The 25,546-nt window shown below is 63.6% G+C and carries 20 protein-coding genes; 7 read left to right on the top strand and 13 right to left on the bottom strand.

Annotation, left to right across the window (positions count from 1 at the left end; genetic code table 11):
* Nucleotide 1: 1 nt before the first annotated feature.
* The 7 genes from hflX to LVD12_RS14690 form a co-directional block, all read right to left on the bottom strand.
* Entirely contained in the window at nucleotides 2-1,315 is a 1,314-nt protein-coding gene (gene hflX / locus LVD12_RS14720) for a ribosome rescue GTPase HflX (RefSeq protein WP_237068485.1), read from the bottom strand.
* A 196-nt stretch (nucleotides 1,316-1,511) separates the two neighbouring features.
* Entirely contained in the window at nucleotides 1,512-1,796 is a 285-nt protein-coding gene (gene hfq / locus LVD12_RS14715) for an RNA chaperone Hfq (protein WP_237068484.1), read from the bottom strand.
* Between the two features lie 186 nt (nucleotides 1,797-1,982).
* The gene (gene miaA, locus LVD12_RS14710) at nucleotides 1,983-2,954 is read right to left on the bottom strand and encodes a tRNA (adenosine(37)-N6)-dimethylallyltransferase MiaA (RefSeq protein ID WP_237068627.1); all 972 of its coding nucleotides are present in this window, start codon (nucleotides 2,952-2,954) and stop codon (nucleotides 1,983-1,985) included.
* A 12-nt stretch (nucleotides 2,955-2,966) separates the two neighbouring features.
* Entirely contained in the window at nucleotides 2,967-4,838 is a 1,872-nt protein-coding gene (mutL, locus tag LVD12_RS14705) for a DNA mismatch repair endonuclease MutL (protein ID WP_237068483.1), read from the bottom strand.
* Nucleotides 4,839-4,895: 57 nt separating this feature from the next.
* On the bottom strand, nucleotides 4,896-6,212 hold the full coding sequence (locus tag LVD12_RS14700) for an N-acetylmuramoyl-L-alanine amidase (RefSeq protein ID WP_237068482.1): 1,317 nt from the start codon (nucleotides 6,210-6,212) through the stop codon (nucleotides 4,896-4,898).
* 71 nt (nucleotides 6,213-6,283) lie between these two features.
* Complete coding sequence (gene tsaE, locus LVD12_RS14695) at nucleotides 6,284-6,769, bottom strand: tRNA (adenosine(37)-N6)-threonylcarbamoyltransferase complex ATPase subunit type 1 TsaE (RefSeq protein WP_237068481.1); 486 nt, start codon at nucleotides 6,767-6,769, stop codon at nucleotides 6,284-6,286.
* Between the two features lie 83 nt (nucleotides 6,770-6,852).
* Complete coding sequence (locus LVD12_RS14690; RefSeq protein WP_237068480.1) at nucleotides 6,853-8,334, bottom strand: NAD(P)H-hydrate dehydratase; 1,482 nt, start codon at nucleotides 8,332-8,334, stop codon at nucleotides 6,853-6,855.
* A 128-nt stretch (nucleotides 8,335-8,462) separates the two neighbouring features.
* Between LVD12_RS14690 and queG the strand changes: the two genes are divergently transcribed.
* Complete coding sequence (gene queG / locus LVD12_RS14685) at nucleotides 8,463-9,575, top strand: tRNA epoxyqueuosine(34) reductase QueG (protein WP_237068479.1); 1,113 nt, start codon at nucleotides 8,463-8,465, stop codon at nucleotides 9,573-9,575.
* 4 nt (nucleotides 9,576-9,579) lie between these two features.
* Here the strand turns inward: queG and orn are convergent, their stop codons facing one another.
* Complete coding sequence (gene orn, locus LVD12_RS14680) at nucleotides 9,580-10,119, bottom strand: oligoribonuclease (RefSeq protein WP_369413395.1); 540 nt, start codon at nucleotides 10,117-10,119, stop codon at nucleotides 9,580-9,582.
* 178 nt (nucleotides 10,120-10,297) lie between these two features.
* Between orn and rsgA the strand changes: the two genes are divergently transcribed.
* From rsgA to asd, 3 genes are read left to right on the top strand one after another with little or no spacing between them, the layout of a single operon-like run.
* Nucleotides 10,298-11,365: a small ribosomal subunit biogenesis GTPase RsgA gene (rsgA, locus tag LVD12_RS14675; protein WP_237068478.1), complete on the top strand. Its 1,068-nt coding sequence runs from the start codon at nucleotides 10,298-10,300 to the stop codon at nucleotides 11,363-11,365.
* Nucleotides 11,366-11,398: 33 nt separating this feature from the next.
* Nucleotides 11,399-12,205 (top strand): sulfurtransferase, encoded by an 807-nt coding sequence (locus LVD12_RS14670; RefSeq protein ID WP_439651349.1) that lies wholly within the window; start codon nucleotides 11,399-11,401, stop codon nucleotides 12,203-12,205.
* Between the two features lie 16 nt (nucleotides 12,206-12,221).
* Nucleotides 12,222-13,085: an archaetidylserine decarboxylase gene (asd, locus tag LVD12_RS14665; RefSeq protein WP_237068477.1), complete on the top strand. Its 864-nt coding sequence runs from the start codon at nucleotides 12,222-12,224 to the stop codon at nucleotides 13,083-13,085.
* A 54-nt stretch (nucleotides 13,086-13,139) separates the two neighbouring features.
* Here the strand turns inward: asd and LVD12_RS16305 are convergent, their stop codons facing one another.
* Both LVD12_RS16305 and hemE read right to left on the bottom strand, forming a co-directional pair.
* Entirely contained in the window at nucleotides 13,140-14,510 is a 1,371-nt protein-coding gene (locus LVD12_RS16305; protein ID WP_237068476.1) for an HD-GYP domain-containing protein, read from the bottom strand.
* Between the two features lie 192 nt (nucleotides 14,511-14,702).
* Nucleotides 14,703-15,782 carry a uroporphyrinogen decarboxylase gene (hemE, locus tag LVD12_RS14655; RefSeq protein ID WP_237068475.1) on the bottom strand — a complete coding sequence of 360 codons (1,080 nt, stop codon included), beginning with the start codon at nucleotides 15,780-15,782 and terminating at the stop codon, nucleotides 14,703-14,705.
* 108 nt (nucleotides 15,783-15,890) lie between these two features.
* Here hemE and LVD12_RS14650 point away from each other — a divergent pair, with 108 nt between their 5' ends.
* From LVD12_RS14650 to LVD12_RS14640, 3 genes are all read left to right on the top strand, one after another.
* Complete coding sequence (locus LVD12_RS14650) at nucleotides 15,891-16,184, top strand: hypothetical protein (protein ID WP_237068474.1); 294 nt, start codon at nucleotides 15,891-15,893, stop codon at nucleotides 16,182-16,184.
* Between the two features lie 60 nt (nucleotides 16,185-16,244).
* On the top strand, nucleotides 16,245-16,391 hold the full coding sequence (locus tag LVD12_RS14645; protein ID WP_237068473.1) for a hypothetical protein: 147 nt from the start codon (nucleotides 16,245-16,247) through the stop codon (nucleotides 16,389-16,391).
* 154 nt (nucleotides 16,392-16,545) lie between these two features.
* On the top strand, nucleotides 16,546-17,901 hold the full coding sequence (locus LVD12_RS14640; RefSeq protein WP_237068472.1) for a Na+/H+ antiporter NhaC family protein: 1,356 nt from the start codon (nucleotides 16,546-16,548) through the stop codon (nucleotides 17,899-17,901).
* 276 nt (nucleotides 17,902-18,177) lie between these two features.
* Here LVD12_RS14640 and LVD12_RS14635 read toward each other — a convergent pair whose 3' ends face one another.
* The 3 genes from LVD12_RS14635 to aroB form a co-directional block, all read right to left on the bottom strand.
* On the bottom strand, nucleotides 18,178-19,596 hold the full coding sequence (locus LVD12_RS14635; protein ID WP_237068471.1) for an FAD-dependent oxidoreductase: 1,419 nt from the start codon (nucleotides 19,594-19,596) through the stop codon (nucleotides 18,178-18,180).
* A 12-nt stretch (nucleotides 19,597-19,608) separates the two neighbouring features.
* Complete coding sequence (gene gltB / locus LVD12_RS14630; RefSeq protein ID WP_237068470.1) at nucleotides 19,609-24,057, bottom strand: glutamate synthase large subunit; 4,449 nt, start codon at nucleotides 24,055-24,057, stop codon at nucleotides 19,609-19,611.
* A 370-nt stretch (nucleotides 24,058-24,427) separates the two neighbouring features.
* On the bottom strand, nucleotides 24,428-25,519 hold the full coding sequence (aroB, locus tag LVD12_RS14625) for a 3-dehydroquinate synthase (RefSeq protein ID WP_237068469.1): 1,092 nt from the start codon (nucleotides 25,517-25,519) through the stop codon (nucleotides 24,428-24,430).
* Nucleotides 25,520-25,546 lie beyond the last annotated feature (27 nt).

Below are 25,546 nucleotides of genomic sequence, written 5' to 3'. Positions count from 1 at the left end.
CTCAGTCCGCATCGGCCAGACTGTGCCCCTGCCAGCGCGGCGCTGTCGGGCTGTCTTTGTACGGCGCCAGAAGCCGCTGCAGATCGCTGCGCGGCAGCGTCAGCGCCAGCTCGCAATCGCCATTGTCGAGGTAGCGCTCGCTACGCACGGCATTGATGGCATGCAGCTGGGCGCGCAGGCGGCCCTGTTCCGGCGCCAGCACCAGGTGACCGCTGACCATCTCCTCACCCAGCCGCTCGGCGATGGCCTCGATCAGCAGATCGCAACCATCACCGGTAACCGCTGAAAGCCATACCGCCCTGGGCACGCCGTGTTCGTCGCGATCGATTCCCGGACCGCGATCCTTCAACAGGTCGATCTTGTTGTACACCAACAGCTGGGGCAGTTCGCCGGCGCCGATTTCCGTCAGCACCTCCTGCACCTCCTCCATCAGGGTCAACCGGTCTTCCGCCGCGGCATCGACAACGTGGAGCAGCAGCGAGGCATTGCTGGCCTCCTCCAGAGTGGCGCGAAACGCCTCGACCAGCCTGTGCGGCAGGTGAGAAACAAAGCCCACGGTGTCAGCGAGAATCATCGCCCCCACATTGGGCAGCTCCACCCGACGCATGGTCGGGTCGAGTGTGGCAAACAGCTGATCCTTCACGTAAACACCGGCATCGGTCAGCCGGTTGAACAGCGTGGACTTGCCGGCGTTGGTGTAGCCCACCAGCGAGACGGTGGCCACCTCTGCCCGCGAACGGGCGCGACGCCCCTGCTCCCGCTGCCGGCGGACTTTTTCCAGCCGCTTTTCAATGGAGTCGATGCGCGCGCGCAGTAACCGACGGTCGGTCTCCAGCTGGGTCTCACCGGGGCCGCGCAGACCGATCCCGCCCTTCTGCCGCTCCAGGTGGGTCCAGCCCCGTACCAGCCGCGTGGACATATGGCGCAGCTGCGCCAGCTCCACCTGCAACTTGCCCTCGTGCGTGCGTGCACGCTGGGCAAAAATATCGAGGATTAGCCCTGTCCGGTCGAGCACCCGACAGTGGAGCTGCCGCTCGATATTGCGCTCCTGGCTCGGCGACAGGGTATGGTCGAAGATCACCAGCTGCGCACCGTGCTCCTTCACAGCAGCGTGGATTTCCTCGAGCTTGCCGCGCCCGACAAAGGTCTTGGGATCCGGCGTGGCGCGCTGCCCGAAAATAAATGCCACCGGATCGGCGCCGGCGGAAAGGGCCAGCTCCTCAAACTCGCGGGGATCCTCCGGGCTGTCGATGGCAGACAGCTCCAGGTGCACCAACACAGCCAGCTCGCCGGATTTCGGTCGTTCAAAAAACAAGGGTAACTCTCTCAAGGGGGCAAGAATGTCGCACGGGGCAGGGAAATGCTATCGGGCGGGGCGCACACTGGCCCTCATCGGATTCTGACACCAAGGTTTGCCCGCGCCCAAACGGCAGGCGCCCCGGCAAGCCGGGGCGCTGCGGATGGCTGCACGGCGCCGGAGACGCCGCTCATTTTCCGGATACGGGGTCGATTCAACCGAAAGTATCCCGCTCACCGCCCTCACCGTGCCCTTCAGCACCTTGCTGCGCAGCAGGATTCAGCAGCGGTACCCGCACCGCCCGTGAAGGCACGACTGTGGAAATTGCATGCTTGTAGACCATCTGGCTGACCGTGTTTTTCAGCAGCACGACAAACTGGTCGAAGGATTCGATTTGCCCCTGAAGCTTGATACCGTTCACCAGATAGATGGAAACCGGGATGCGCTCTTTGCGCAGAACATTGAGGTAAGGGTCTTGTAAGCTGTGCCCTTTTGACATCTTTTTTCTCCTTGTCAAAAGCTGGAAGCAGTATGCATCCCATAATCGCACCCGCGAAACCCGCGAGCTAAAGAACGGTTACGGTTGAATACGCGTATCGGTAAAAGAGCCCAAAATTGGGGGGCCCTGTGAAACAAACTGACTGAATGGGCCGCCAATAGGATGACCCATCCACGTTATGGCTGCTCAGGTGAGAAATTTCAAGGCTTCCGTTAACATTTCGTCATTTTTGCGCACCCGCCCATCCGGAGCCTGGGTATAAATACACGCCAGATCCGGCCAGCGCCGCAACCACGTCAGCTGGCGCTTGGCCAACTGGCGGGTGGCCGCAATGCCCGCCTGGACCATCTGCTCGTAATCGAGCCGCCCCTCCAGGTACTGCCACACCTGTCGGTAACCCACCGCACGGATGGCCGGCAGGTCCTCGTGCAAGTCTCCCCTGGCGCGCAGCTTTTTGACCTCATCGACGAAGCCCCGTTCCAGCATCAGGCGAAAACGCAGGGCGATGCGCTCGTGGAGGAGCGTCCGGTCCCTCGGCAGCAGAGCCATCTGCTTCAACGCATAATGTTCGGCCACGGAATCGCGCGCCTGTTCCCGCCGCAGCTCTGACAGCGGCCTGCCCGTCAGCCGATAGACCTCCAGGCCGCGCTCGATACGCACCGAGTGATTGGGGTGCAGTTCGGCCGCCAACTCAGGATCCACCGAAGCCAGCTCCCGGTGCAGCGCCGGCCAGCCCTCGCGGGCCGCCTGCGCCTCGATTTCGGCACGGATATCCGGATCGGCCTCCGGGAGTTCTGCCATGCCCTCGAGCAGGGCGCGGAAATAGAGCATGGTGCCACCCACCAGCAACGGGATCCTGCCCGCTGCGGTGATTTCGGCCATGGCCTGCAGTGCATCGCTGCGGAAGCGGCCGGCGGAATAGGATTCGGAGGGATCGCAGATATCCATAAGCCGGTGGGGGTAGCGCGCCAGCTCTTCCGGATCCGGCTTGGCGGAGCCGATATCGAGGCCCCGGTAGACCAGGGCAGAGTCCACACTGACCAGCTCCACGGGCAGCCGGTCCGCCAGCGCCATCGCCAGATCGGTCTTGCCGGAGGCAGTGGGGCCCATCAGGAATATCGCGCGCGGCCTGTTTGTCTGCTCAGTCAAAAAGGTTATCCCGGACGGCCGTTACTGGCCGCGCAAAAACCACTTGTCCATGTCTGCCAGTTTAACCTGTGTCCAGGTGGGCCGGCCGTGATTGCACTGGCCGCTGCGCTCGGTGCGCTCCATGTCCCGCAGCAGGGCGTTCATTTCCGGCACGGTCAGCTTGCGGTTGGCGCGCACGGAACCGTGGCAGGCCATGGTGGAAAGAATCTCGTTGATGCGCTCGCCAATCCGGTCGCTGCCGCCTTCTGCTAGCAGGTCGGCCAACACATCCCGCACCAGCTGCTCCACTTCTGCCCCGTGCAACATGGTGGGCACCTGACGCACCAGCAGGGTCTCGGGGCCGGCACGCTGCAGGACGAAGCCCAGCGCAGTGAATACCTCCGCGCGCTCCTCGAAACAGTCCGCCTCGCGCTGGCTCACCGCCAGGCTCACCGGCACCAGCAGTGGTTGCGCCTGGATACCGCCGGCAGCGTGAGCAGCTTTCATGCGCTCGTAGACAATGCGTTCGTGGGCGGCGTGCATGTCCACCACGATCAGGCCGTGCTGGTTCTGGGCGAGAATATAGATCCCGTGTAACTGCGCCAGTGCGTAGCCCAGCGGCGGCACTTCTTCGTCACTGCCCGATGACGGCGCGCTGCTCCAGGACGGCACACCGGCGCCATTGGGCACAGAAGCCGGAGCCGGCTCCTCCACCGCGGATTCCCCCTGGTAGGGCTGATGCAGGGTGGCGTAACCCTGCATCTGCTGCTGCAGACCGCTGCTCGAGGGTGTGGCCGACAGGGGCATGCGCTGCTGGCCGGCGAACTCCCCCGCCGCCAGCCCCGCCACCGGCGCCGGTCGCGATTGCTCGGGCTCGGCAGCGCTCTCCTCTGACCCGCGATCCCCGGGGCGCACGGACGCCAGCGCCCGGTGCAGGCTGCCGAAGAGGAAATCGTGCACCAGGCGACTGTCGCGGAAGCGGACCTCGTGCTTGGTGGGGTGCACATTGACGTCTACGGAGGCCGGATCCAGCTCCAGGTAGAGTACGAAGGCGGGATGACGGCCGTGGTAGAGCACATCGGCAAAGGCGCGGCGCACCGCGTGGCTGACCACCTTGTCGCGAATCGCGCGACCATTCACGTAGAAGAACTGCAGGTCCGCCTGGGAGCGGGAAAAGGCCGGCTCTGCCACCCAGCCCCAGAGCCGCAGGCCACTGCGCTCCACATCGATATGCAGCGCGTTCTGCATGAAGGCCGGGCCACAGACCTGGGAAACCCGCCGCTCCATCTCCACCCGGCCACTACCGGCGCGCAGGTTGTGCACGCCCTTGCCGTTGTGGCGCAGGGTAATGGACACGTCGAAGCGCGACAGCGCCAGGCGCTTGATGGTGTCATCGACGCGGTTGAACTCGGTCTTCTCGGTGCGCAGGAACTTGCGCCGCGCGGGCGTATTGAAAAAGAGATCCCGTACATCGACGGTGGTACCGCGCGGGTGGGCAGCCGGCACCAGTTGTGCCTGCATGTCCCGCCCCTCGGCGCTCACCTGCCAGCCCTTGCCTGAATCGTCGCGGCTGCTGGTCATGGTGAGACGGGCGACGGAGGAGATACTGGCCAGGGCTTCGCCGCGGAAACCGAGGGTGGCCACCGCCTCCAGATCTTCGAGCGCGTGGATCTTGGAGGTGGCGTGGCGAGCCAACGCCATCGGCAGATCCTCCTGGCCGATGCCGCGGCCGTTGTCGCGCACCTTGATGCGCTTCGTTCCGCCGTTGTCGATCTCGACATCGAGCCGGCTGGCGCCGGCGTCGAGACTGTTTTCCAGCAGCTCCTTGATCACCGACGCCGGGCGTTCAACCACTTCACCAGCGGCAATCTGGTTGGCGAGGCGCGGGGACAGCTGCGCTATTTTGTCATGCATAAAACAACATCGGCCCGCCACACGGGCTCCTGCAGAAATTTGGGGTCCGGGCGACGCTCAGCTGGACGGGATATTCAGGGTCTGACCGACCCGGATCACTGTCGAGTCGATCCCGTTGAGTTTTTTCAGCGAGGCCACCGAGACGTTGTAACGCGCGGCAATACCGGACAGGGTATCGCCGCGGGCGATGGTATGGCGCCGGTCCAGTCGGTCCCGGTTGACTGCCAGCCAGCTGCCCGCCGGTGGGCGCGTCGTAAAGTGGGCCACTATACCGTCGCTGAGTTTTTGTGCCAGCCGCCGCTGGAACGACGGGTCCCGCAGGCGCCTGGCCTCCTGCGGGTTGGTGATGAAGCCGGTCTCCACCAGGATCGAGGGCACGTCCGGGGAACGCAGCACGGCAAAGTTGGCCTGCTCGACCCGCTTCTTGTGCAGGTGCGTGACGCCACCCAGTTGCTGGAGAACGCTGGCGCCAATATCCAGGCTGGCATTCATGGTGGCCGTCATGGACAGGTCGAGCAGCACACCGGCGAGGGTGTCGTCCTTATCGCCCAGGTTCAGGCTACCGGCACCGCCGATCAGGTCCGACTCGTTTTCCCGCTGGGCGAGGAATCGAGCCGTCTCACTGGTCGCGCCACGTGAAGACACCGCGTACACACCGGCACCGCGGGCATCCTTGCGGGTAAAGGCATCGGCATGGATGGAGACGAACAGGTCGGCGCGTAACTCGCGCCCTTTGTTCACCCGCTCCCGCAGCGGAATGTAGTAGTCACCGGTACGCACGAGTTTCGCCTTGAAGCCCGGCCGGGCATCGATGGCCCTCTGCAACTGGCGGCTGATGGCGAGCACCACATCCTTCTCGCGCAACCCGCCGGGCCCCAGTGCGCCGGGATCCTCACCGCCGTGACCAGCGTCGATGGCGATCACCACGTCCCGCTCCCGGCTGACCTGCAGCAGCGTTTTCTCCTCCTGTACCACCTTGTCATGCAAGTCGATCACCAGCCGGTCCGGCAGGTCACCATGCCGGCGCAGGGCAAAGCTGCGGGGATTGGTCTGCTGCTTGAGATCGAGCACAACCCGCAGGTCACGCTGGTTCTGGCGCGCATGCCGCACGGCGGCGATGGGGGTATTCTCGAGTTCCAGACCGGCGAGCGCCGATGCCAGCTCGGCGTCGGCATCGCTGATATCGATAACGACCCGATGGGGGCCCGCCAGCGTAAATAACTTGTGCTCGGCCGGCTCACTGAGATCGAACACCAGACGAGTGTGATCGGGTGCGCGCCAGAGCCGCACACCTTCGATTTCTGCCGCCAGCACCGGCGCCGTCAGCACCAGGGCTACCACGAGGGCGAACATTCTCTGCAGGGTTCGCTTCATCCTTCCCGTCCCGTTGGTTATTGGCTGTTATCGGGCCAACCCATCAAAGTACATCTGTCTTTGTACTGTATTTACAGCAATTTTTCCGTGGCTGCGAGCACCCTTTCACCGCGCGGACTGTGGGCAGTCATGCGCAGTCGCCGGCCGGCGCCGGCAACCTCCAGGGCGACCTCCAGGTCGGGCTCCGGCAGGATGCCGTGACCGCGCTGGGGCCACTCCACCAGGCTCAGGCTGCCGGGGGCAAAGTAATCCCGCACCCCCATGAATTCGAGCTCTTCCGGATCTCCCAGGCGGTACAGGTCGAAGTGGTAGACCCGCCACTCGCCCATATCATAGGGCTCCACCAGGGTATAGGTCGGGCTCTTCACCGCACCCTCGTGACCAAACGCCCGCAACACCCCGCGGGAGAACGTGGTCTTGCCCGCGCCCAGCTCACCGAACAAATACAGCGTGATACCGGCGGACAGGCCGCTGGCGAGACAAGCCCGGCCCACAGCCATTCCCGCGGCCACGGTCGCCGTCTCGTCGGACAGGGTCCACTGCAACCTCGGCTCCATCGTCTTCACCTTACACTGCCATATCGCCCGCTTTTGACTATTACCCCCCCCCGGTCTTATCGACTACCGCGAGGCTGGGCCGTTCAATCCACCAGCTTCCGCACCCAGGGCAGCAGGTCCGTCGCCAACAATCCCCGCTGGCCATCGGCGGCGGCGCGGTCGCCGGCAGCACCGTGGAGCCAAACTGCCAGCCTCACCGCATCGACCAGCGGCATGTGCTGGCCGATCAGTGCCGCGATGATTCCCGTCAGCAGATCACCCATGCCACCGGATGCCATGCCGGGGTTGCCACTGTTGATCAGGTCGACGCCACCGTCGTGCGCGATCAGGGTGCCCGCCCCCTTGAGTACAACCACGCCACTGAATTTTTCCTGAACGGCACGCACGGCCGAGAACGGGTCCGCCAGTACCTCGGCAGTATTCCAGCCGATCAGGCGCGCGGCCTCACCCACATGGGGCGTCAGCACCCAGTCATCCCGGCGCACACCGGCGAGCACGCGCCCGCCGGCGAGGATGTTCAGGGCATCGGCGTCCACCACCAGCGGCACCTCGGCGCGACCCGCCCGCGCTAACAGCTGTTCGCTCCACGGTGACCGCCCCAGCCCGGGACCCACGGCGATGACATCGGGCAGCTCCAGCAGCGGTTCCAGTTCCTGGCCGGAAATCACCGGATGCACCATGACTTCGGGGCACCGGGTCAGCGCTGCCGGCAAGTGCTCCGGCCGGGTCGCCAGTGAAATCAGGCCAGCACCGGCGCGGGCGGTCGACTCCGCGGCCATCAGTGCCGCGCCGCCAAAACCGGTATCCCCCCCGACCACCAGCACATGACCGAACTGGTTCTTGTAGGCATCTGCACTGCGCGGGGCCAGGCGCGGCACACTCTCGCCGGTATAGCGCCTTGCCAGCGGTTCCAGCCCGCGGTAGACCTCCGGCGGCGCACCGAGATCCTCGAAGACCACCTCGCCGCACAGGGCCGGACCGCGGCCGCAGTAGAGTCCCGGCTTGCGCCCGATAAAGGTGACGGTGACATCGGCGTGCACAGCCCTGTCACCGAAGCCGGTATCGGCATGCAGGCCGGAGGGAAGGTCCACCGCCAGCACCGGGGCGACGCTGCGGTTAATGCGCTCCACCGCATGGCCGACGGGCTCGCGCAGCTCGCCGGTGAAGCCGGTGCCAAGGAGGGCGTCGACGATCACCGTGTCGCCATCCTCAGCGTTCAGCTCCGTCAGCGACCCGACTACATGTACACCTTCCCGCATCGCGTATTCATAGGCCGCCAGGGCATCGCCGGTGAGTTTTTCAGGCGGCACACAGGCGTAGGCAGTCACGGGAATCTGTTTCTGCGCAGCCAGGGCGGCAACCACATAGCCATCACCACCGTTATTACCTCCACCGCAGTACACCTGCAGGCGGTGCAGGTCCGGCCAGCGGCGCATCAGCTGGGCAAAAGCACGGCGTCCTGCCCGCTTCATCAGGGCGATGGAGGGGATCTCCAGTGCGGAGATCACTCGACGATCCAGTTCCCGGACCGTTTCAGCGCTGTACAGGGGTTGAGGCGTGTCCATGCGGCTCCCGCGGTGTGGTCAATTTTTAATCTGTGGCAAAATAGCCGACTGTGTCCGCTTCCGGGCCACAATGCGCGGCAAAGTATACCGTTACGGCGCGCGAATTGTTTCACACTGCGAGAGAGTCCATGAACCGGGCAGCCCTCGCCGAGCTGGCCGATCTCATCAGGCAGTGGGGTCGCGAGCTCGGCTTTCAACAGATCGGCATCACCGACTGCGAGCTGACGGAGGACGCCGCGCGCCTGCGCGCCTGGCTGGACGCCGGGCACCACGGGGACATGGACTGGATGGCGGCCCACGGTGACAAGCGCTGGCGACCGGAGAACCTCGAACCGGGCACCCTGAGGGTCATCAGCGCCCGCCTCGACTACCTGCCGCCGGATACCGAGCCGGTGCGCATCCTCAAGGATCCCGCCAAAGCCTACGTATCCCGCTATGCCACCGGTCGCGACTACCACAAGCTGATTCGCAAGCGGCTGGCGCAACTGGGTGAGCGGATCCAGGGCTTCTGCGCGGAGCGCGGCATCGAGGTCTCCGGGCGGGCATTCACCGACAGCGCTCCGGTCATGGAGCGTGCGCTGGCCCAGAAGGCCGGTCTCGGCTGGATCGGCAAGAACTGCATGGTGATCAACAGTGGTGCCGGCTCGTGGTTTTTCCTCGGCGAGCTGTTTACTTCCCTGCCCCTGCCTGTGGACGAAAGCGACGAACCCAACCAGTGCGGCGACTGCACGGCCTGCCTCAAGGTCTGCCCGACGGATGCCTTCGTCGGCCCCTATCAGCTCGATGCCCGGCGCTGCATCTCCTACCTCACCATCGAGAACCCGGGGCCAATACCGGAAGAGTTCCGCGAGCCCATGGGCAACCGGGTGTTCGGCTGTGACGACTGCCAGATCATCTGCCCGTGGAACCGTTTTGCACGGCCCACGGCAGAAAAGGACTTCCACCCGCGTCACGGCCTCGCCGACGGCGACCTGCTGGCGCTGTTCCGCTGGACTGAGGAGGAGTACCTCGAGCGCACAGCCGGGTCGGCGATCCGCCGTATCGGCTTCGAGCGCTGGCAGCGCAACCTGGCGGTGGCCATTGGCAATGGCGAGGCGACGGCGGCGGCGATCGAAACGCTGGAATCCGCCTTGCCGGGAGCCTCACCGCTGGTGGCGGAGCACATTCAATGGGCACTGGCGCGCCTGCGCAGCGGACGCCGGCGCCGGCGCAAGATCCGCAGGACGCAGGCAGAGCGCTGATCGCCTAAAGGCGAAAAAAGTATTCGCGGTAATGCTTGAGCTCTTCGATGCTGTCGCGGATATCATCCATGGCCAGATGGTTGCTGTGCTTCTTGACGCCCTCCAGCACATCCGGCCGCCAGCGGCGGGCCAGCTCCTTGACAGAGCTCACATCCAGGTTGCGGTAGTGGAAATAGCTTTCCAGCTGCGGCATGTACTTGACCAGGAAACGGCGATCCTGGCCGATGGAGTTACCACACATGGGGGAGGCCCCTTCAGGCACCCACTGGCGCAGGAACTCCAGCGTCTCCCGCTCCGCCTCGCGCTCGGTAACCCGGGACTCCCGTACCCGCTTCACCAGCCCCGAGCCACCGTGTTGCTCGGTGTTCCAGTCGTCCATGGCCGCCAGCAGCGCGTCACTCTGGTGAATCGCGATCGCGGGCCCCTCAGCGAGGAGATTGAGGCGGGAATCGGTAATGATGGTGGCGATCTCGATGATGCGCTCCCTCTCCGGGTCCAGCCCGGTCATCTCCAGATCGATCCAGATAAGGTTGTTCTGATCCACGCGCGGCCTCCTGTTTCCTGCGGGGAACGGTAGCGCAAAGCCCCGGCGAAGCAAAGCGCAGCCGACCGCACGGCGAACCGGAAGCGGCAAAGCGTGAAAAACGACGCCTGCGGCCGCCCCCCAAGCTATAATCCGCGCGAACTTAACCGGGAGCCGGCACGGTGCAACAGACCCGCCGATGAGCAAGCGCAAACTCAGCCGCCGCCAGCAGTGGCGAATCGCCAAGATCCAGGAAGAGCGAGAGGCCCGCGCGCGCAAACGGGCGGAGAGCGCGGAAGAGGCTCTGGATGAGACGGACCTTGGGCCCGAACAGACCGGGTTGGTGATCGCCAACTACGGCACCCAGGTGCTGGTGGAAAGCATTGCGGCAAGCTCTGGAGAGAGCAGCGGGGAAAGCACCGGGGACACAGCGCTGCGCCAGCGCTGCCACGTGCGGGCCAATATCGAGACCCTGGTGACCGGCGACCGCGTCGCCTGGCGCCCTGCGGTCAGCGAGCGCACCGGCGGCCTCGGCGTGGTGGGTGCGCGCCTGGCACGCCATTCGGAGTTACAGCGGCCGGACCGCTACGGCGACCTGAAAACTGTCGCAGCCAACATCGACCGCATCGTGATCGTCATCGCCCCCAGGCCTGAGCCCTTCGCCAACGCCATCGATCGCTACCTGGTCGCCGCCGAGACCACCGGTATCGCCCCCCTGCTCCTGCTCAACAAGATTGACCTGATCGATGATGGCAACCGGGAACACCTGGAGGACCTGCTTGCCCCCTACCCGGACCTCGGCTATCCGGTGCTGCGACTGTCGACCAAGACGGGTGAGGGTCTCGAGGGACTGCTGGCCACCCTCGCCGAAGGTACCAGCGTATTCGTCGGCCAGTCCGGCGTCGGCAAGTCCTCACTGGTCAATGCCCTCCTGCCCGAGGCCGGCGCTCGTACCGGCGCGCTGTCGGAGGCAACCCAGAAGGGCACCCACACCACTACCGCCGCGGAACTCTTCCACCTGCCCACCGGCGGCGATCTGATAGACTCGCCCGGCATCCGCGAGTTCGGGCTCTGGCATATGAGCGAGCAGGCACTGCTGGAGGGCTTCGTCGAGTTTCGCCCGTTTATTGGCCACTGCCGCTTCCGCGACTGCCGCCACCAGGGTGAGCCCGGCTGTGCCATCAACGAAGCGCTGGCCCGCGGCGACATCAGCGAGCGGCGCATGAACAGCTTCCTCCACCTGCGCAACAGCCTGCAGGAAGAGTGAGCAATTACCGACCACGGGAACAGGGAGAGCCTCTTGTCACCATCACTGCCCTTGATCGTTGAACCAGAACAACTGGCCACGCAACTCGAACGCGAGGACCTGCTGCTGGTGGATCTCAGCACGCCCGCCAACTACCAGAGCGGGCATATTCCCGGCGCGATCCACCTGCCCTTCCAGGCCCTGATGGCGGGCACGCCCCCGGCACCTGGCAAGCTGCCCAACAGGGACCGACTGACCGAGGTTTTCCGCAGCATCGGCCTGCGGCCGGAGCATCACGTAGTAGCCTTTGATGACGAGGGCGGCGGCTGGGCTGGGCGTTTTCTGTGGACACTTGAGGTCATCGGTCACCACAATTACAGCTACCTGAACGGCGGCATGCATGCCTGGCGCGCCGCCGCCCTGCCGCTGACCACTGAGCTGCCGGTCATACGCCCCAGCGAGATCGACATCGAGATTGATCAAGCCCCGCTGATGGAGGCGGAAGAAATCCAGCAACAGCTTGGCGACAGCCGGTTCCGGGTCTGGGATGCCCGCTCGCCACAGGAATACCGCGGCGAAAAAGTGCTGGCGATGAAGGGCGGCCATATACCGGGTGCCATCAATTGCGAGTGGACCCAATTGATGGACCCGCAGCGGGACCTGCGCATTCGTGAGGACGCAGGCGAATTCCTCGCGCGTCTCGGCCTCGAAAAGGGCCAGCGTATCGTCACCCATTGCCAGAGCCACCATCGGTCCGGCTTTACCTGGCTGGTGGGCAGGTCCCTGGGCTTCGATATCTGCGCCTACCCCGGCTCCTGGAGCGAATGGGGCAACCTGCCCGACACCCCTACCGAACAGTAATTTTTTTGAGCTTTTTATGAATCCAAAGTTATTTGCCACACTGCAGTACCTGACCCCGCAACACACGCTGTCCCGTGCGGCCGGGTGGCTGGCAGAGACCCGTGCCCCCTGGATCAAGGACCGCTTCACCGGATGGTTCGTGAACAAGTACGGCGTCGACATGAGCGAAGCGCAGGAATCGGACTACACCGCCTACGCCAACTTCAACGATTTCTTCACCCGCGCGCTGGTGGACGGTGCCCGCCCCATCACCGAGGGGACCACTGCGCTCGCATGCCCCGCGGACGGGCATGTCAGCCAGCTGGGAGAGATCCACAACGGCCGCATCTTCCAGGCCAAGGGCCAGGACTACAGCCTGCTGGAACTGGTGGGCGGGGACCCGCAACTGGCTGCCCAGTTCACCGGCGGTGAGTTTGCCACCGTGTACCTGTCGCCGAAGGATTACCACCGCGTCCACATGCCGGTGGACGGTGTATTGCGCAGCATGGTGCACGTCCCGGGCCAGCTGTTCTCGGTGAACCAGGTCACCACCGAGCAGGTCCCCCGCTTATTCGCCCGCAATGAGCGCGTGGTTTGCCTGTTCGACACCCCCGCCGGCCCCATGGCCATGGTCCTTGTAGGCGCAATGATTGTTGCCAGCATCGAGACGGTCTGGGCAGGCCTGGTAACGCCGCACAAGCGCCGCATCCGCACCACCCACTACGGTGACAGCAAGCCAATCACACTGAAAAAGGGTGAGGAAATGGGCCGCTTCAAGCTCGGCTCCACGGTGATCCTGCTGTTCGGCGCCGACCGGGTGAAATGGCTGGAGTCACTGGCTGCGGAGAGCCCGGTCAGGATGGGTGAACACTTCGGGGACATCGCCCAGGCGGACGCCTGACAGGGTGGAATGGCGGCTCTGCAGTAGAGCCGCCCATCGGAACCGGGCGATCGCCTAGCGGCCGATCACCCTGGAGAGGAAACTCGGCAGGCGCTTGCGGCTGAACAGATAGGCGTCGCGCACGGCAGCCACGTCCACCTCGGGGAACCGGCTCGGCTCGAGGTCCTTCACGATCGCAATCTTGTCGCCGCGCCCCAGCTTGCCGCGCTCGATCAACCGCTCCTTGCGGTCGTCGTCGGCAGCCAGATCCAGCAGGCGCGGCTCCGGCAGGCGCTTTTTGTCGCGATCCAGCACCACCATCACCTTTGGTTTGAGCCGGCGCTGATAGGTCTGCTCCAGCACCACTGCCACTTCACCGGTGGAGAGCTCCACCTGGGTTCCGGTGGGATAGAGACCGATGGCCTGGATAAACTCCACCACCAGCTGCTCCTGATAACAGATACCGCGAAGATCGTAGAGATCGGCCACCGCCCGGGATGGCGCCACCGGGAAACTGGCCCCACGGGGGTTAGTGGCTTCGTCATAGAAAGTGACAATGCCACATATCCGCGCCAGCACCGGGATCTTTTCTCCGCGCAAGCCGGCAGGATAGCCGCTGCCATCGTGTCGCTCACGATGACACTGCACGATCCTCACCACTTCCGGGTCCAGCTGCGGTTCCCTGGCCAGTAACTCGACGCTGTAACCGACAAACTTTCGGTACTCCAGCTCCTGCCGCGGGCTGCGATTGACGGCCTGCAGGACCTCATCTTCCAGTTGCAGCTTGCCCACATCTTTCAGCAGCGTTGCCAGGCCCAGGCGGATCAGGTCCAGGCGCCGCAGACCGATATGGCGACCGAACAGCACCGCCCAGATGCTCGCACGAATCGAATGCCGGTAGGTGTGCTCATCCTTCTCCTGGATGCGTGCCAGCCAGGCAGAGGCGTCGGGGCTGCGTAGCATGCTGTCCACCAGCTGCTCCATTGCCCCCTGCACCTTGCGCAGTGGGAGCTCCGCCTGCTCACCCACATGGGACATGACACCCGCCATGCCCTCGGCAATCTCGCGGTAGAGCTTTTCAGCTTTGGGGGACTCCCTGCGAACGGGCACCGGCTCGGGGTACGCATCGCGGCGTACCTGCACCGGGCGACAGGGAATCAGTGCCGGGGTAGCAGGACCACGGGAGACCCGCACAGTCCGGGGATTTTCCACAGCAGCAGCGGAGCGGGTCATGCGACGCAGTTTGACACCGACATCACCGACCGTCTTGATGACATCCACGTAGACGTAGCGGCAGTACTTCTGCAGCTGGCGGATCTCCTCGAGATCGCGGATGTAGAAGCCCTGCAAAGCAAAGGGCGTGCGCGTCCATGGGCGATCGAGACGCGACACAAACATGCCGCGCTGCAGGTCTTCTACATAGACTTTCGCTTGTTCAATCGCCACGCTGGAAACTGCTTTGTTGTTGATTATCGATCAGTGGGCACAGGCTGGCGGCGGGGAAGCCGCAAGCCAACGCGCATTTATACCACGGCTGGCAGGGCATTAGACACAAAGTCTAACGCCTGGCGCACACTGTATTTGTGACGAGCATCACATTGCTGTCAACTCAATCCTCGCGGAAGGATGGATAGTCTCTCAAAGGTGGTACTTCGGAGAGAGTTCGTGCACTGCCTCGATCATGGCGCCGGCATGCTCCGGGTCGACTTTTGGCGTGATGCCGTGCCCCAGGTTGAATACATGTCCGCTACCCTGGCCGAAGCCGGCCAGGATGGCAGCCACCTCCTCACGGATGCGCTCGGGAGTGGCATAGAGAATGGCGGGGTCCAGGTTGCCCTGCAGCGCCACCCGGTCGCCCACCCGCGCGCGGGCCGCGCCGATATCCGTGGTCCAGTCCAGCCCCAGCGCCGAGGCGCCACTCTCTGCCATGGCCTCCAGCCACTGGCCACCGCCTTTCGTGAAGAGAATGCTCGGCACCGGCCGCCCGTCCCGCTCCTTGATCAGCCCGGCCACGATGCGCTCCATATAGTGCAGGGAGAACTCGCGATAGGCACTGTGGCTCAGGGCACCGCCCCAGGTATCGAAGATCTGCACCGCCTGGGCACCGGCACGGATCTGCGCATTCAGGTAGTCCACGACCGAATCTGCCAGGACCGACAGCAGCTGGTGCATCAGTTCGGGGCGGCTGTAGAGCATCTCCTTACAGCGGGCGAAGTCGCGGCTCGAACCGCCTTCCACCATATAGGTCGCCAGCGTCCACGGACTGCCGGAGAAACCGATCAGCGGCACCCGCCCATTCAATTCACGGCGTATGGTACGAACCGCGTTCATGACGTAGTCCAGGTCGGACTCGCTGTTCACCACCTCAAGGCGACGGATATCCGCTTCGGTGCGCACGGGTTTGCGGAATTTCGGTCCCTCGCCCTCCTCGAAGTAGAGACCCAGCCCCATGGCGTCGGGGATGGTGAGGATGTCGGAAAACAGAATGGCAGCATCGAGGGGATAACGCTCCAGCGGCTGCAGGGTCACCTCGCAGGCCAGCTCGGTGTTGCGGCACAGGTCCATAAAGCTTCCGGCCTGGGATCTGGCCGCGCGATATTCCGGCAGATAGCGCCCGGCCTGGCGCATCATCCACACCGGGGTCCGGTCGACGGGCTGGCGCAGCAGGGCGCGCAGGAAACGATCATTCTTCAGTTCGGAGGGCTTGGCTTCGGACATGACTACCACGGGGCTGGTTAAAAAGGCGGCTATTGTAGCGGGGAGCTGCGGGGGAAAACAGGACTGGACAGGAGATCGCTGTAGCGCGGCAAAAGTGCGGCAAAATCGATGATTGACGCGCCGGCTGCCCGGCCTTACCGCTTGTCACCTAATGAAAAACAATCTCAAACGCAGTGGGTGCACCCCCGCGCTCGCCGCCTGGCATCGATCGATGGCGGTCATTATCTCCAATCTGGGCCGCAGCGATTTCTGCTGTTCTCACCAAAACTGAGCACTGCCTTCATTGCCAGCTATCGCCACCCGCTGCAGTCCGGTGAACTGCTGCTCAGCCTCGAGCAGATTGGCCAGGCGAAGCAGTACAGCGATATTGACAACATCGAGAAGGTGGCGCAAAAAGCCTGACAGGAAAGCTACCTCCGCCTGGGCTACCTCTCCAACTCGGACTGGACCGCCACCCTGTGGGTGGAAAACCTGCTCGACGAACAGCATTTCGAGCGAGGCTGGGCCAACGCTGACATCAACAACCAGTGGCGCTATAGCCTGGTGAATGCCCAGGTGTGGCCGGCGAAGCCCCGTACCGTCGGGCTGGACTTCACCATGCAGTTCTGACGGGTCGCGCCCGGCCTCAGGCCGGGCGCAGCAGTGCGAGGGAGGGCACCCACTCCGTGCCAAACGCGCAGCGGACCGATGCCACCCGGGGGCTCGGTTTCGTGTTGTCAATAAAACCTGGCGGTACTGTCCCGCCGAGAAACCGAGTATTCCGATGGAGACTTACGGATCCCTGAGCCTTTTTCCCACTGCCGTGGTCGTCGCCACCGCGGTCGTGACCCGACGCCCGATCATCGCACTCTTCACCGGGGTCATCGTGGCACTCGCCATGCTCAATCCCCGCAACATCATGGGGCCACTGGCCGATACGGCCCTGTCAGTGATGATGGACGAGACAATCGGCTGGATCATCTTGGTGTGCGGTCTGTTTGGCAGCCTGATCGCATTGTTGATCCGCGCCGGCGGCGCCACCGCCTTTGCCGAGGCACTCGCGGCGAAAGCGAACACCCGCTCGAAGGCCCTGCTCAGCACCTGGTTCCTGGGGCTGGTCATTTTCATCGATGACTACCTGAACGCGCTTGCCGTCAGTTCGTCGATGAAAAAGGTCACGGACAAGTTCAGGGTTTCGCGACAGATGCTCGCCTATGTGGCGGACTCCACTGCCGCACCGGCCTGTTTCCTGGTACCGATCTCCACCTGGGCAGTGTATTTCTCCGGCATCCTGGAGAGCTCTGACATTGCCGAGGCCGGCGCCGGCATGAGCCTCTATATCAGCGCCATTCCCTTCATGCTCTATTCCTGGCTGGCGCTGCTGCTGGTGCCGCTGGTCGCGACCGGACGGGTGCCGCTGATCGGCCCGATGAAAAAGGCCGAGGCCCAGGCCGCGACGGCGCCGCCACCGAAAGAGCCTGCGGAACTGGTGCCGGTGTCCGTGGGTGCGGCGGCGGTCAGACGCAAGCACCATGTATGGAACTTCGTCATTCCCATTGTCAGCTTGCTGGTGTTCAGCTGGATTTACGATATCGATGTGCTGAAAGGGGTGATCGCCGCCCTCGCCATCACCATCCCGCTGCTGGGCCTGCAAGGGGTCATTGCCTGGGGGGATATGTTCGACACCATCCTGGAGGGCTTCAAAACCATGATCGCGCCGCTGTCGATCGTGGTGGCGGCATTCATGTTCAAGGCAGTGAACGACAGCCTCGGCATGCCGCAATACGTGATTGCCACAGTCGAACCCCTGATGACAGCCCAGTGGCTGCCACTGGTGGCGTTCCTGTCGATGGCACTGGTTTCCTTTGCCACCGGCTCGTCCTGGGGCGTGTTCGCGATCACCATCCCGATCGTGATTCCGCTGGCAGAGGCAGTGGGCTGCCCGCTGCCGCTGGCCATCGGCGCTCTGCTTTCAGCCAGTGCCTTCGGCAGCCATGCCTGCTTCTATGGCGATGCGACTGTGCTCGCGGCCCAGGGCAGCGGTTGCTCGGTGATGAGCCATGCGTTGACCCAGTTGCCCTACGCACTGATCGCCGCGGCTCTGGCCAGCGCGGGCTTTATCCTGCTCGGATTTATGTAACCGGAATCGGCCGATCCACGAATATGCAAAAGGGGGCTATGCCCCCTCGGCTAGTGACAAAGTCCGGTAGGCGGGGATTTAGACAGAGTGTGAGACCCCGCATTGCGAAACCGTCGGGTACAGGACGTACCCGACGGAGCTACATGGATGTATTCATACGTTTTCGCAATGCGGGGCCTGGTGCTATGTCACCGCCAGACCTGCATGGAGGGATGGCGGGATTTATCAAGGCACCGAGGGGACAAAGCTCCCTTTTTTCATTCGGCTAAAGCCGATTCAGACGTCCAGATAGTCGAGGATCCCCTCGGCGGCCTGGCGCCCTTCCCAGATCGCCGTTACCACCAGGTCGGAGCCACGTACCATATCGCCGCCGGCAAAGACCTTCTCGTTGCTGGTCTGGAACTTGTAGCGTTGTTCCTCGGCGGCCACTACACCGCCCCAGTCGGCGATCTCGATGTCGTGGTCAGAGAACCAGTCCGCCGGATTCGGGCGGAAACCGAAGGCCACCAGCACCAGGTCCGCGGGGATGATTTCCTCGGAGCCAGCCACCACCTGCGGACGGCGGCGGCCATTTTCGTCCGGCTCCCCCAACTCGGTGGTCACTACCTTCACCCCGGTTACCTTGCCGTCACCGACGATTTCCACCGGCTGGCGGTTGAACAGGAAACGCACGCCCTCTTCCTTGGCGTTTGCCACTTCGCGGCGGGAACCCGGCATGTTTTCCTCATCGCGCCGGTAGGCGCAGGTCACGCTGCGTGCCCCCTGACGAATAGAGGTGCGGTTGCAGTCCATGGCGGTATCACCCCCACCCAGAACCACGACGCGCTTGCCTTCCACGGAGATGAATTCCTCCGGGTTGTTTTCCCAGCCCATGTTGCGGTTCACGTTGGCCACCAGGAACGGTAACGCATCGTGCACGCCGGGCAGGTCTTCCCCGGGGAAGCCACCCTTCATGTAGCTGTAGGTGCCCATTCCCATGAACACCGCGTCGTAATCCCGCACCAGCTCCTCGAAACTGATGTCCTTGCCCACCTCCGTATTGAGGCAGAACTCGATACCCATGTCCGTGAAAATCTCACGGCGCTGTTGCATCACGCGTTTTTCGAGCTTGAACTCGGGAATGCCAAAGGTGAGCAGTCCACCGATCTCGGGGTACTTGTCGAACACCACCGGCTGTACGCCATTGCGGATCAGCACGTCGGCACAGCCGAGCCCCGCAGGGCCGGCACCGATCACCGCCACGCGCTTGTCAGTCTTCACGACATGGCTCAGGTCGGGACGCCAGCCGAGGGCAAAGGCGGTATCGGTGATGTACTTTTCCGCGCTGCCGATGGTCACCGCACCAAAGCCGTCATTCAGGGTACAGGCTCCCTCACACAGGCGATCCTGCGGGCAAACGCGCCCGCAGACTTCCGGCAAGGTGTTGGTCTGGTGGCAGAGTTCCGCTGCCTCCATGATATTGCCGTCTGAGATCAGGCGAAGCCAGTTGGGAATGTAGTTGTGTACCGGGCACTTCCACTCGCAGTAGGGATTGCCGCAGTCCAGGCAGCGGTGGGCCTGGCTGGCTACCTGCCGCTCACTGAACGGATGGTAGATCTCCTCGAACTCGTTGGTGCGCGTAATGATGTCTTTCTTGGCGGGATCGATCCGGCCCACATCGACAAACTGGAAGTCATTGTTCAGTCGCTGAGTCATTGTCGTACCCCCTTACTCGCCACGCTTGCGCACATCGGATAGCAGGCCGGCGAGGCTCGCCGCCTTGGGTTTCACCAGCCAGAAACGGCTGAGGTAATCGTCGAAGTTGTCCAGCAACTCCTCGCCCCATTCACTGCCTGTCTCGGCAACATACTCCTCGATCACCTCGCGCAGATGGCTCTGGTGCGGCTCGAGGGTCTCACTGCTGATGCGGCGCAGTTCGATCAGCTCGTGGTTGCACTTGTCGAAGAAGTCCCGTTCCAGGTCCAGCACATAGGCGAAGCCACCGGTCATACCGGCGCCGAAGTTGAAACCGGTCTTGCCGAGCACCGCCACCATACCGCCGGTCATGTATTCACAGCAGTGGTCGCCGGCCCCCTCAACCACGGCGAAGGCACCGGAGTTGCGCACGGCGAAGCGCTCACCGGCGCGACCGGCGGCGAAGAGCTTGCCGCCGGTAGCGCCGTACAGGCAGGTATTACCGACGATGCTGGTTTCCTGGGAGGCAAAACTGCTGCCCGCCGGCGGGCGGATGACCAGCTTGCCGCCGGCCATGCCCTTGCCCACATAGTCGTTGGCATCACCATCCAGGTACATTTCCAGGCCACCGGCATTCCAGACCCCGAAAGACTGGCCAGCGACCCCGGTCAGGCGCAGCTTCAGCGGCGCGTCCACCATGCCCTGGTTGCCATGGCGCTTTGCGATCTCACCGGACAGCCGGGCCCCGATGGAGCGGTCACAGTTGGTGACGGTGTACTGGTATTCACCACCAGCGCGATTTTCGATCGCTGGCAGCATGTCCGCCACCATGCGCTCCGCCAATTCGCCTTTATCCCAGGGGGTATTTTTCGGCTGCTGACAGGTCTGCGGTTTCGCAGCCAGCAATTCATCGGTGTGCAGCAGCGGCGACAGGTCGAGTTTTTTCTGCTTGTCGGTCTGGCCTTCCAGTACCTGCAGCAGGTCCACACGCCCCACCAGTTCCTCAAGGCTGCGTACACCGAGCCGCGCCATCCACTCGCGGGTCTCCTCAGCGACGAAGCGGAAGAAGTTCATCGCCATCTCGGCAGTGCCGATGTAATGGTCATCACGCAGGTCCCGGTTCTGGGTGGCGACACCGGTGGCACAGTTGTTCAGGTGGCAGATGCGCAGGTATTTACAACCCAGCGCCACCATGGGCGCGGTGCCGAAGCCAAAGCTCTCGGCACCGAGGATCGCGGCCTTGACCACGTCGAGGCCGGACTTGAGCCCGCCATCAGTCTGCACCCGCACCTTGTCGCGGAGGTCGTTGGCACGCAGGGTCTGGTGTGTTTCCGCCAGGCCCAGCTCCCAGGGGGAACCGGCATAGCGGATGGAGGTAATCGGGCTCGCCGCGGTGCCGCCATCGTAACCGGAGATGGTGATCAGGTCCGCGTAGGCCTTGGCCACACCGGCAGCGATGGTGCCGACACCAGGGCGGGAAACCAGCTTCACCGAAACCAGTGCATCAGGGTTGACCTGCTTCAGGTCGAAGATCAGCTGGGCAAGGTCCTCGATGGAATAGATATCGTGGTGCGGCGGTGGTGAGATCAGGGTGACGCCGGGCACCGAATAGCGCAGCCGCGCGATCAGTTCATTGACCTTGCCGCCGGGCAGCTGGCCACCCTCACCGGGCTTGGCGCCCTGGGCGACCTTGATCTGCAGCACTTCGGCATTCACCAGGTAATGGGGGGTCACGCCAAAGCGACCGGAGGCCACCTGCTTGATTTTGGATACCTTGTCGGTACCGAAGCGCGCCGGGTCCTCACCGCCCTCACCGCTGTTTGAGCGGCCGCCGAGGCGGTTCATGGCCTGCGCCAGGGATTCGTGGGCCTCCGGTGACAGGGCACCGAGGGACATGGCAGCGGAGTCGAAGCGGCGCAGGATGTTTTCCGCCAGCTCCACCTCATCGATGGCAATCGGCTGCAGGTCCTCGCGGAAACCGAGCAGGTCCCGCAGGGTGGCCACCGGGCGCTGGTTGACCAGCTCAGCGTAATCGCGCCATGTGGCGTAGTCCCCCGTGCGTACCGCCTGCTGCAGGGTCATGACCACGTCCGGGTTGAACGCGTGGTACTCCTGGCCGTGCACATACTTGTGCAGGCCGCCCGGGGAGACCGGTTTGCGCGGCTTCCAGGCGATCTCTGCGCGCCTGGCGGTATCCACCTGCAGGTCGGCGAAGCCAGCGCCCTGGATACGGGTCGGGGCCCCGGGGAAACACAGGTCGACCACTTCGCGGGACAGGCCGACGAGTTCGAACAGCAACGCGCCCCGGTAGGAAGCCACCGTGGAGATACCCATCTTCGACAGGATCTTCAGCAACCCCTTGATGATGCCATTGCGATAATTCTTCTGCGCCTCCGCGGCATCCAGCAGCAACTCACCGGTATCGATCAGGTGGTTGATGATGCTGTAGGAGAAATAGGGGTGTACCGCCGTCGCGCCAACACCCACCAGGCACGCAAGCTGGTGCGCATCGCGGGCGCTGGCGGTATCGACGATCACATTGGAGTCGCAGCGCAGGCCGGCATGGACCAGGTGGTGGTGCACGGCACCGGTGGCCAGCAGCGCATCGATGGGCAGCTTGTCCGGCTGAATGTCGCGATCGGACAGCACCACCAGCACTGTGCCGGCACGGACCGCCGCTTCCACATCCGCACAGAGCTTGCGGATCGCCGCCTCCAGGTCCAGCTGGGCGGGATCGTAATTGAGGTCGAAGATCTTCGACTCGAAGCCGGGGCGATCCAGCTCCAGCAGCGCCGTGTACTTCATATGGGACAACACCGGCGACGACAGGATCACCCGGTCGGCGTGTTCCGGCGTTTCCTCGAACACCGATTTCTCACGCCCCAGGCAGGTCTCGAGGGACATGACCACGGTTTCCCGCAGCGGGTCGATGGGTGGGTTCGTCACCTGGGCAAACTGCTGGCGGAAATAATCGTAGATCGAACGGTTGTGTCGCGACAGTACCGCCATCGGGGTGTCGTCGCCCATGGAACCGACGGCTTCCTGGCCGGCTTCAGCCATCGGCCGCACCACGGAATCCCGCTCCTCCAGGGAGGAACTGAACAGTTTCTGGTAGACCTTGAACTGCTCATAGGAAAAATTGTTGTCCACTGGTGCGGTGACCAGGGTGGAACGGATGCGGCGGGCCTTGTCCTTCAGCCAGCGCTTGTAGGGCTGGCGCGCCTTGAGCATGTTATCGATGTCGGCGGTGTGGTAGAGCTTGCCCTCGCGCGTGTCCACCGACAGCATCTGCCCCGGGCCGAGACGGCCCTTCGCCACCACGTCCTCAGGCTTGTAATCGTAAACGCCGATCTCGGAGGCAACAGTGATGATGTCGTCCTTCGTAATCACCCAGCGGGATGGACGCAGGCCATTGCGGTCCAGGGTACAGACGGCGTAGCGGCCGTCGGTCATCACCAGGCCTGCGGGGCCGTCCCAGGGTTCCATGTGCATGGAGATGTACTCGTAGAAACCGCGCAGGTCCGGATCCATGCTCTCTACGTTCTGCCAGGCCGGCGGCACCAGCATGCGCACTGCCCGGTGCAGTTCCATCCCGCCGGCGATCAGCATCTCCAGCATGTTGTCGAGGCTCGAAGAATCGGAGCCCTCGCGGTTGACCAGCGGGGCCAGCTCCGCCAGCTCCGGCAGCAGCGCACTGGAAAATTTCGGCGTGCGCGCCACGGACCAGTTGCGGTTACCGGTGATGGTGTTGATCTCGCCGTTGTGGGCCAACAGGCGGAATGGCTGCGCCAGAGGCCAGCGGGGCATGGTGTTGGTGGAAAAGCGCTGGTGGAATACACAGATGGCCGTTTCCAGGCGCGGGTCGGCCAGCTCCGGGAAAAATTTCGGCAGGTCCGCGGGCATCATCAGGCCCTTGTATGACACCACCTGGGTGGACAGGCTGGCGATGTAGACCCCTTCGGCCAGCTGCTGCTCAGCCTTGCGTCGTGCGACGAACAGACGCGCATTGAACCTGGCCTCGCCCAGCGGTTGCTCGGCATCGTTGACCAGGAGGTGTTCGAACCGGGGCAGGGACTCGCGGGCAATGGGCCCCAGGCAGTCAGGGTTGGTCGGCACCGTGCGCCAGCCGGCCACACGCATGCCTTGGGTCTCGAGTTCGCGGGTGAGGACATCGCGGGCGGCCTGGGCCTGCGCTTCGTCCAGGGGCAACATGATGACGCCCACTGCGTATTGATCTGTGAGTTCGACACCGCACTGCTCGCGGGCCTCGGCGCGCAGGAAGGTATCCGGCTTCTGCAGCAACAGGCCGCAGCCGTCACCGGTCTTGCCGTCCGCGGCAATACCACCGCGGTGTGTCATGCAGGTCAGCGATTCGATCGCGGTTTGCACCAGCTTGTGGCTCACCTGTCCCTTCAAATGTGCGATCAGGCCAAAACCACAGTTGTCCTTGAACTCATCCAACCGATACAGACCGCTACCCATAGAATTCCTCATCGTTGTTTTATCGGGCCCCGGCGCTGAGAAGGAGAGGGAGAGCCCGCTGGCTGCGTCCCCGGGCCACCAATTGCAGCGGCCGGCATTCCCGTCTCCCGTCACGGGGCCGGTCACGCAGCGCGCGACCATGCCTCACTGACAAAAAAAGCCCGCAGAGGGGCTTTTTTTATTCTGGTTTTATTCTGACTCCGCACCCGCGCTTTTTCGCGGGGGGCGCGCAATATTACTGGCGCCGGCCTGGAATTGCAAGAAACGGCAGTCTATTCTTCTGGATTGAGACCGAAAAACCGACTTATCTTCTTTTCTCGACCCCCTTTGTCAAATAGTCCTCAGCCACGATCAAATTGCAGTGCAGTGATCACTCTGCGCCGCAGAGCCTGAGGGCCTTTTCAATATCCCCTGCACTGCAGTCCGCCACGATTGCGGCGCGGCCGAGCTCCGCCAGCAATATCAGCCGCAGGCGACCGTCGATCACTTTCTTATCCACAGCCATGGCTTCGAGGAACTGCGTCGTAGTCATGCCTTCAGGCGCCCGTACCGGCAGCCGCGCCCGCCCGAGCAATGCCCGGATTCGGCCAACCACATCGCCTGAAATATCCCCGCGCAAGTGGGAGAGCTCAGCGGCCATCACCATGCCGGCAGCTACCGCCTCGCCGTGCAGCCATTGTCCATACCCCTGCACTGCTTCGATCGCATGACCGAAGGTGTGGCCAAAGTTCAGAATCGCCCGCTGCCCACCTTCCCGCTCATCGGCAGCCACCACTCTCGCCTTATCGCGGCAGGAACGCTCAACGGCATACGCCAACGCATCCTCGTCCCGCGCCATCAGCTGGTCGATATTGTCCTCGAGCCAGGGAAAGAACGGTTCGTCGCAGATCAGACCGTACTTGATCACCTCCGCCACGCCGGCACTGAACTCCCGCTCCGGCAGAGTCGACAGGATACCCATGTCGGCCAGCACCAGACGCGGCTGGTAAAAAGCACCGATCATGTTCTTGCCCAGCGGGTGGTTGACCCCGGTCTTGCCGCCGACGGAGGAGTCTACCTGTGACAGCAAAGTAGTGGGAATCTGGATAAAGTCGACACCGCGCTGGTAACTGGCTGCCGCAAAGCCGGTCATATCCCCCACTACGCCGCCACCCAGTGCGATCAGCGTTGTGCTGCGGTTGTGACGCTTCTCGAGCAAGGCGTCGAAAATCCGGTTGAGGGTATCCAGGTTCTTGAACGCCTCACCATCGGGGAGTTCGATGTGATCCACCCGCTCCAGGCCACAACCCTCTAGTCCCTTCATCAGTGCGGACAGATATAGGGGGGCGACCGTCTCATTGCTCACCACCATCACCTGCTTGCCGCGGATATGGGGGGCCAGATTACCCGAATCAGAGAGGAGCCCCTGCCCGATCAGGATCGGGTAACTACGCTCCCCAAGTTCTACCGTGAGGCGATGCATGACATTCTCCATTGCTAATGCGTTCGG

The organism is Microbulbifer guangxiensis (assembly GCF_021729075.1).
Classification (GTDB): domain Bacteria; phylum Pseudomonadota; class Gammaproteobacteria; order Pseudomonadales; family Cellvibrionaceae; genus Microbulbifer; species Microbulbifer guangxiensis.
This window is presented reverse-complemented; position numbering and strand designations above follow the sequence as displayed.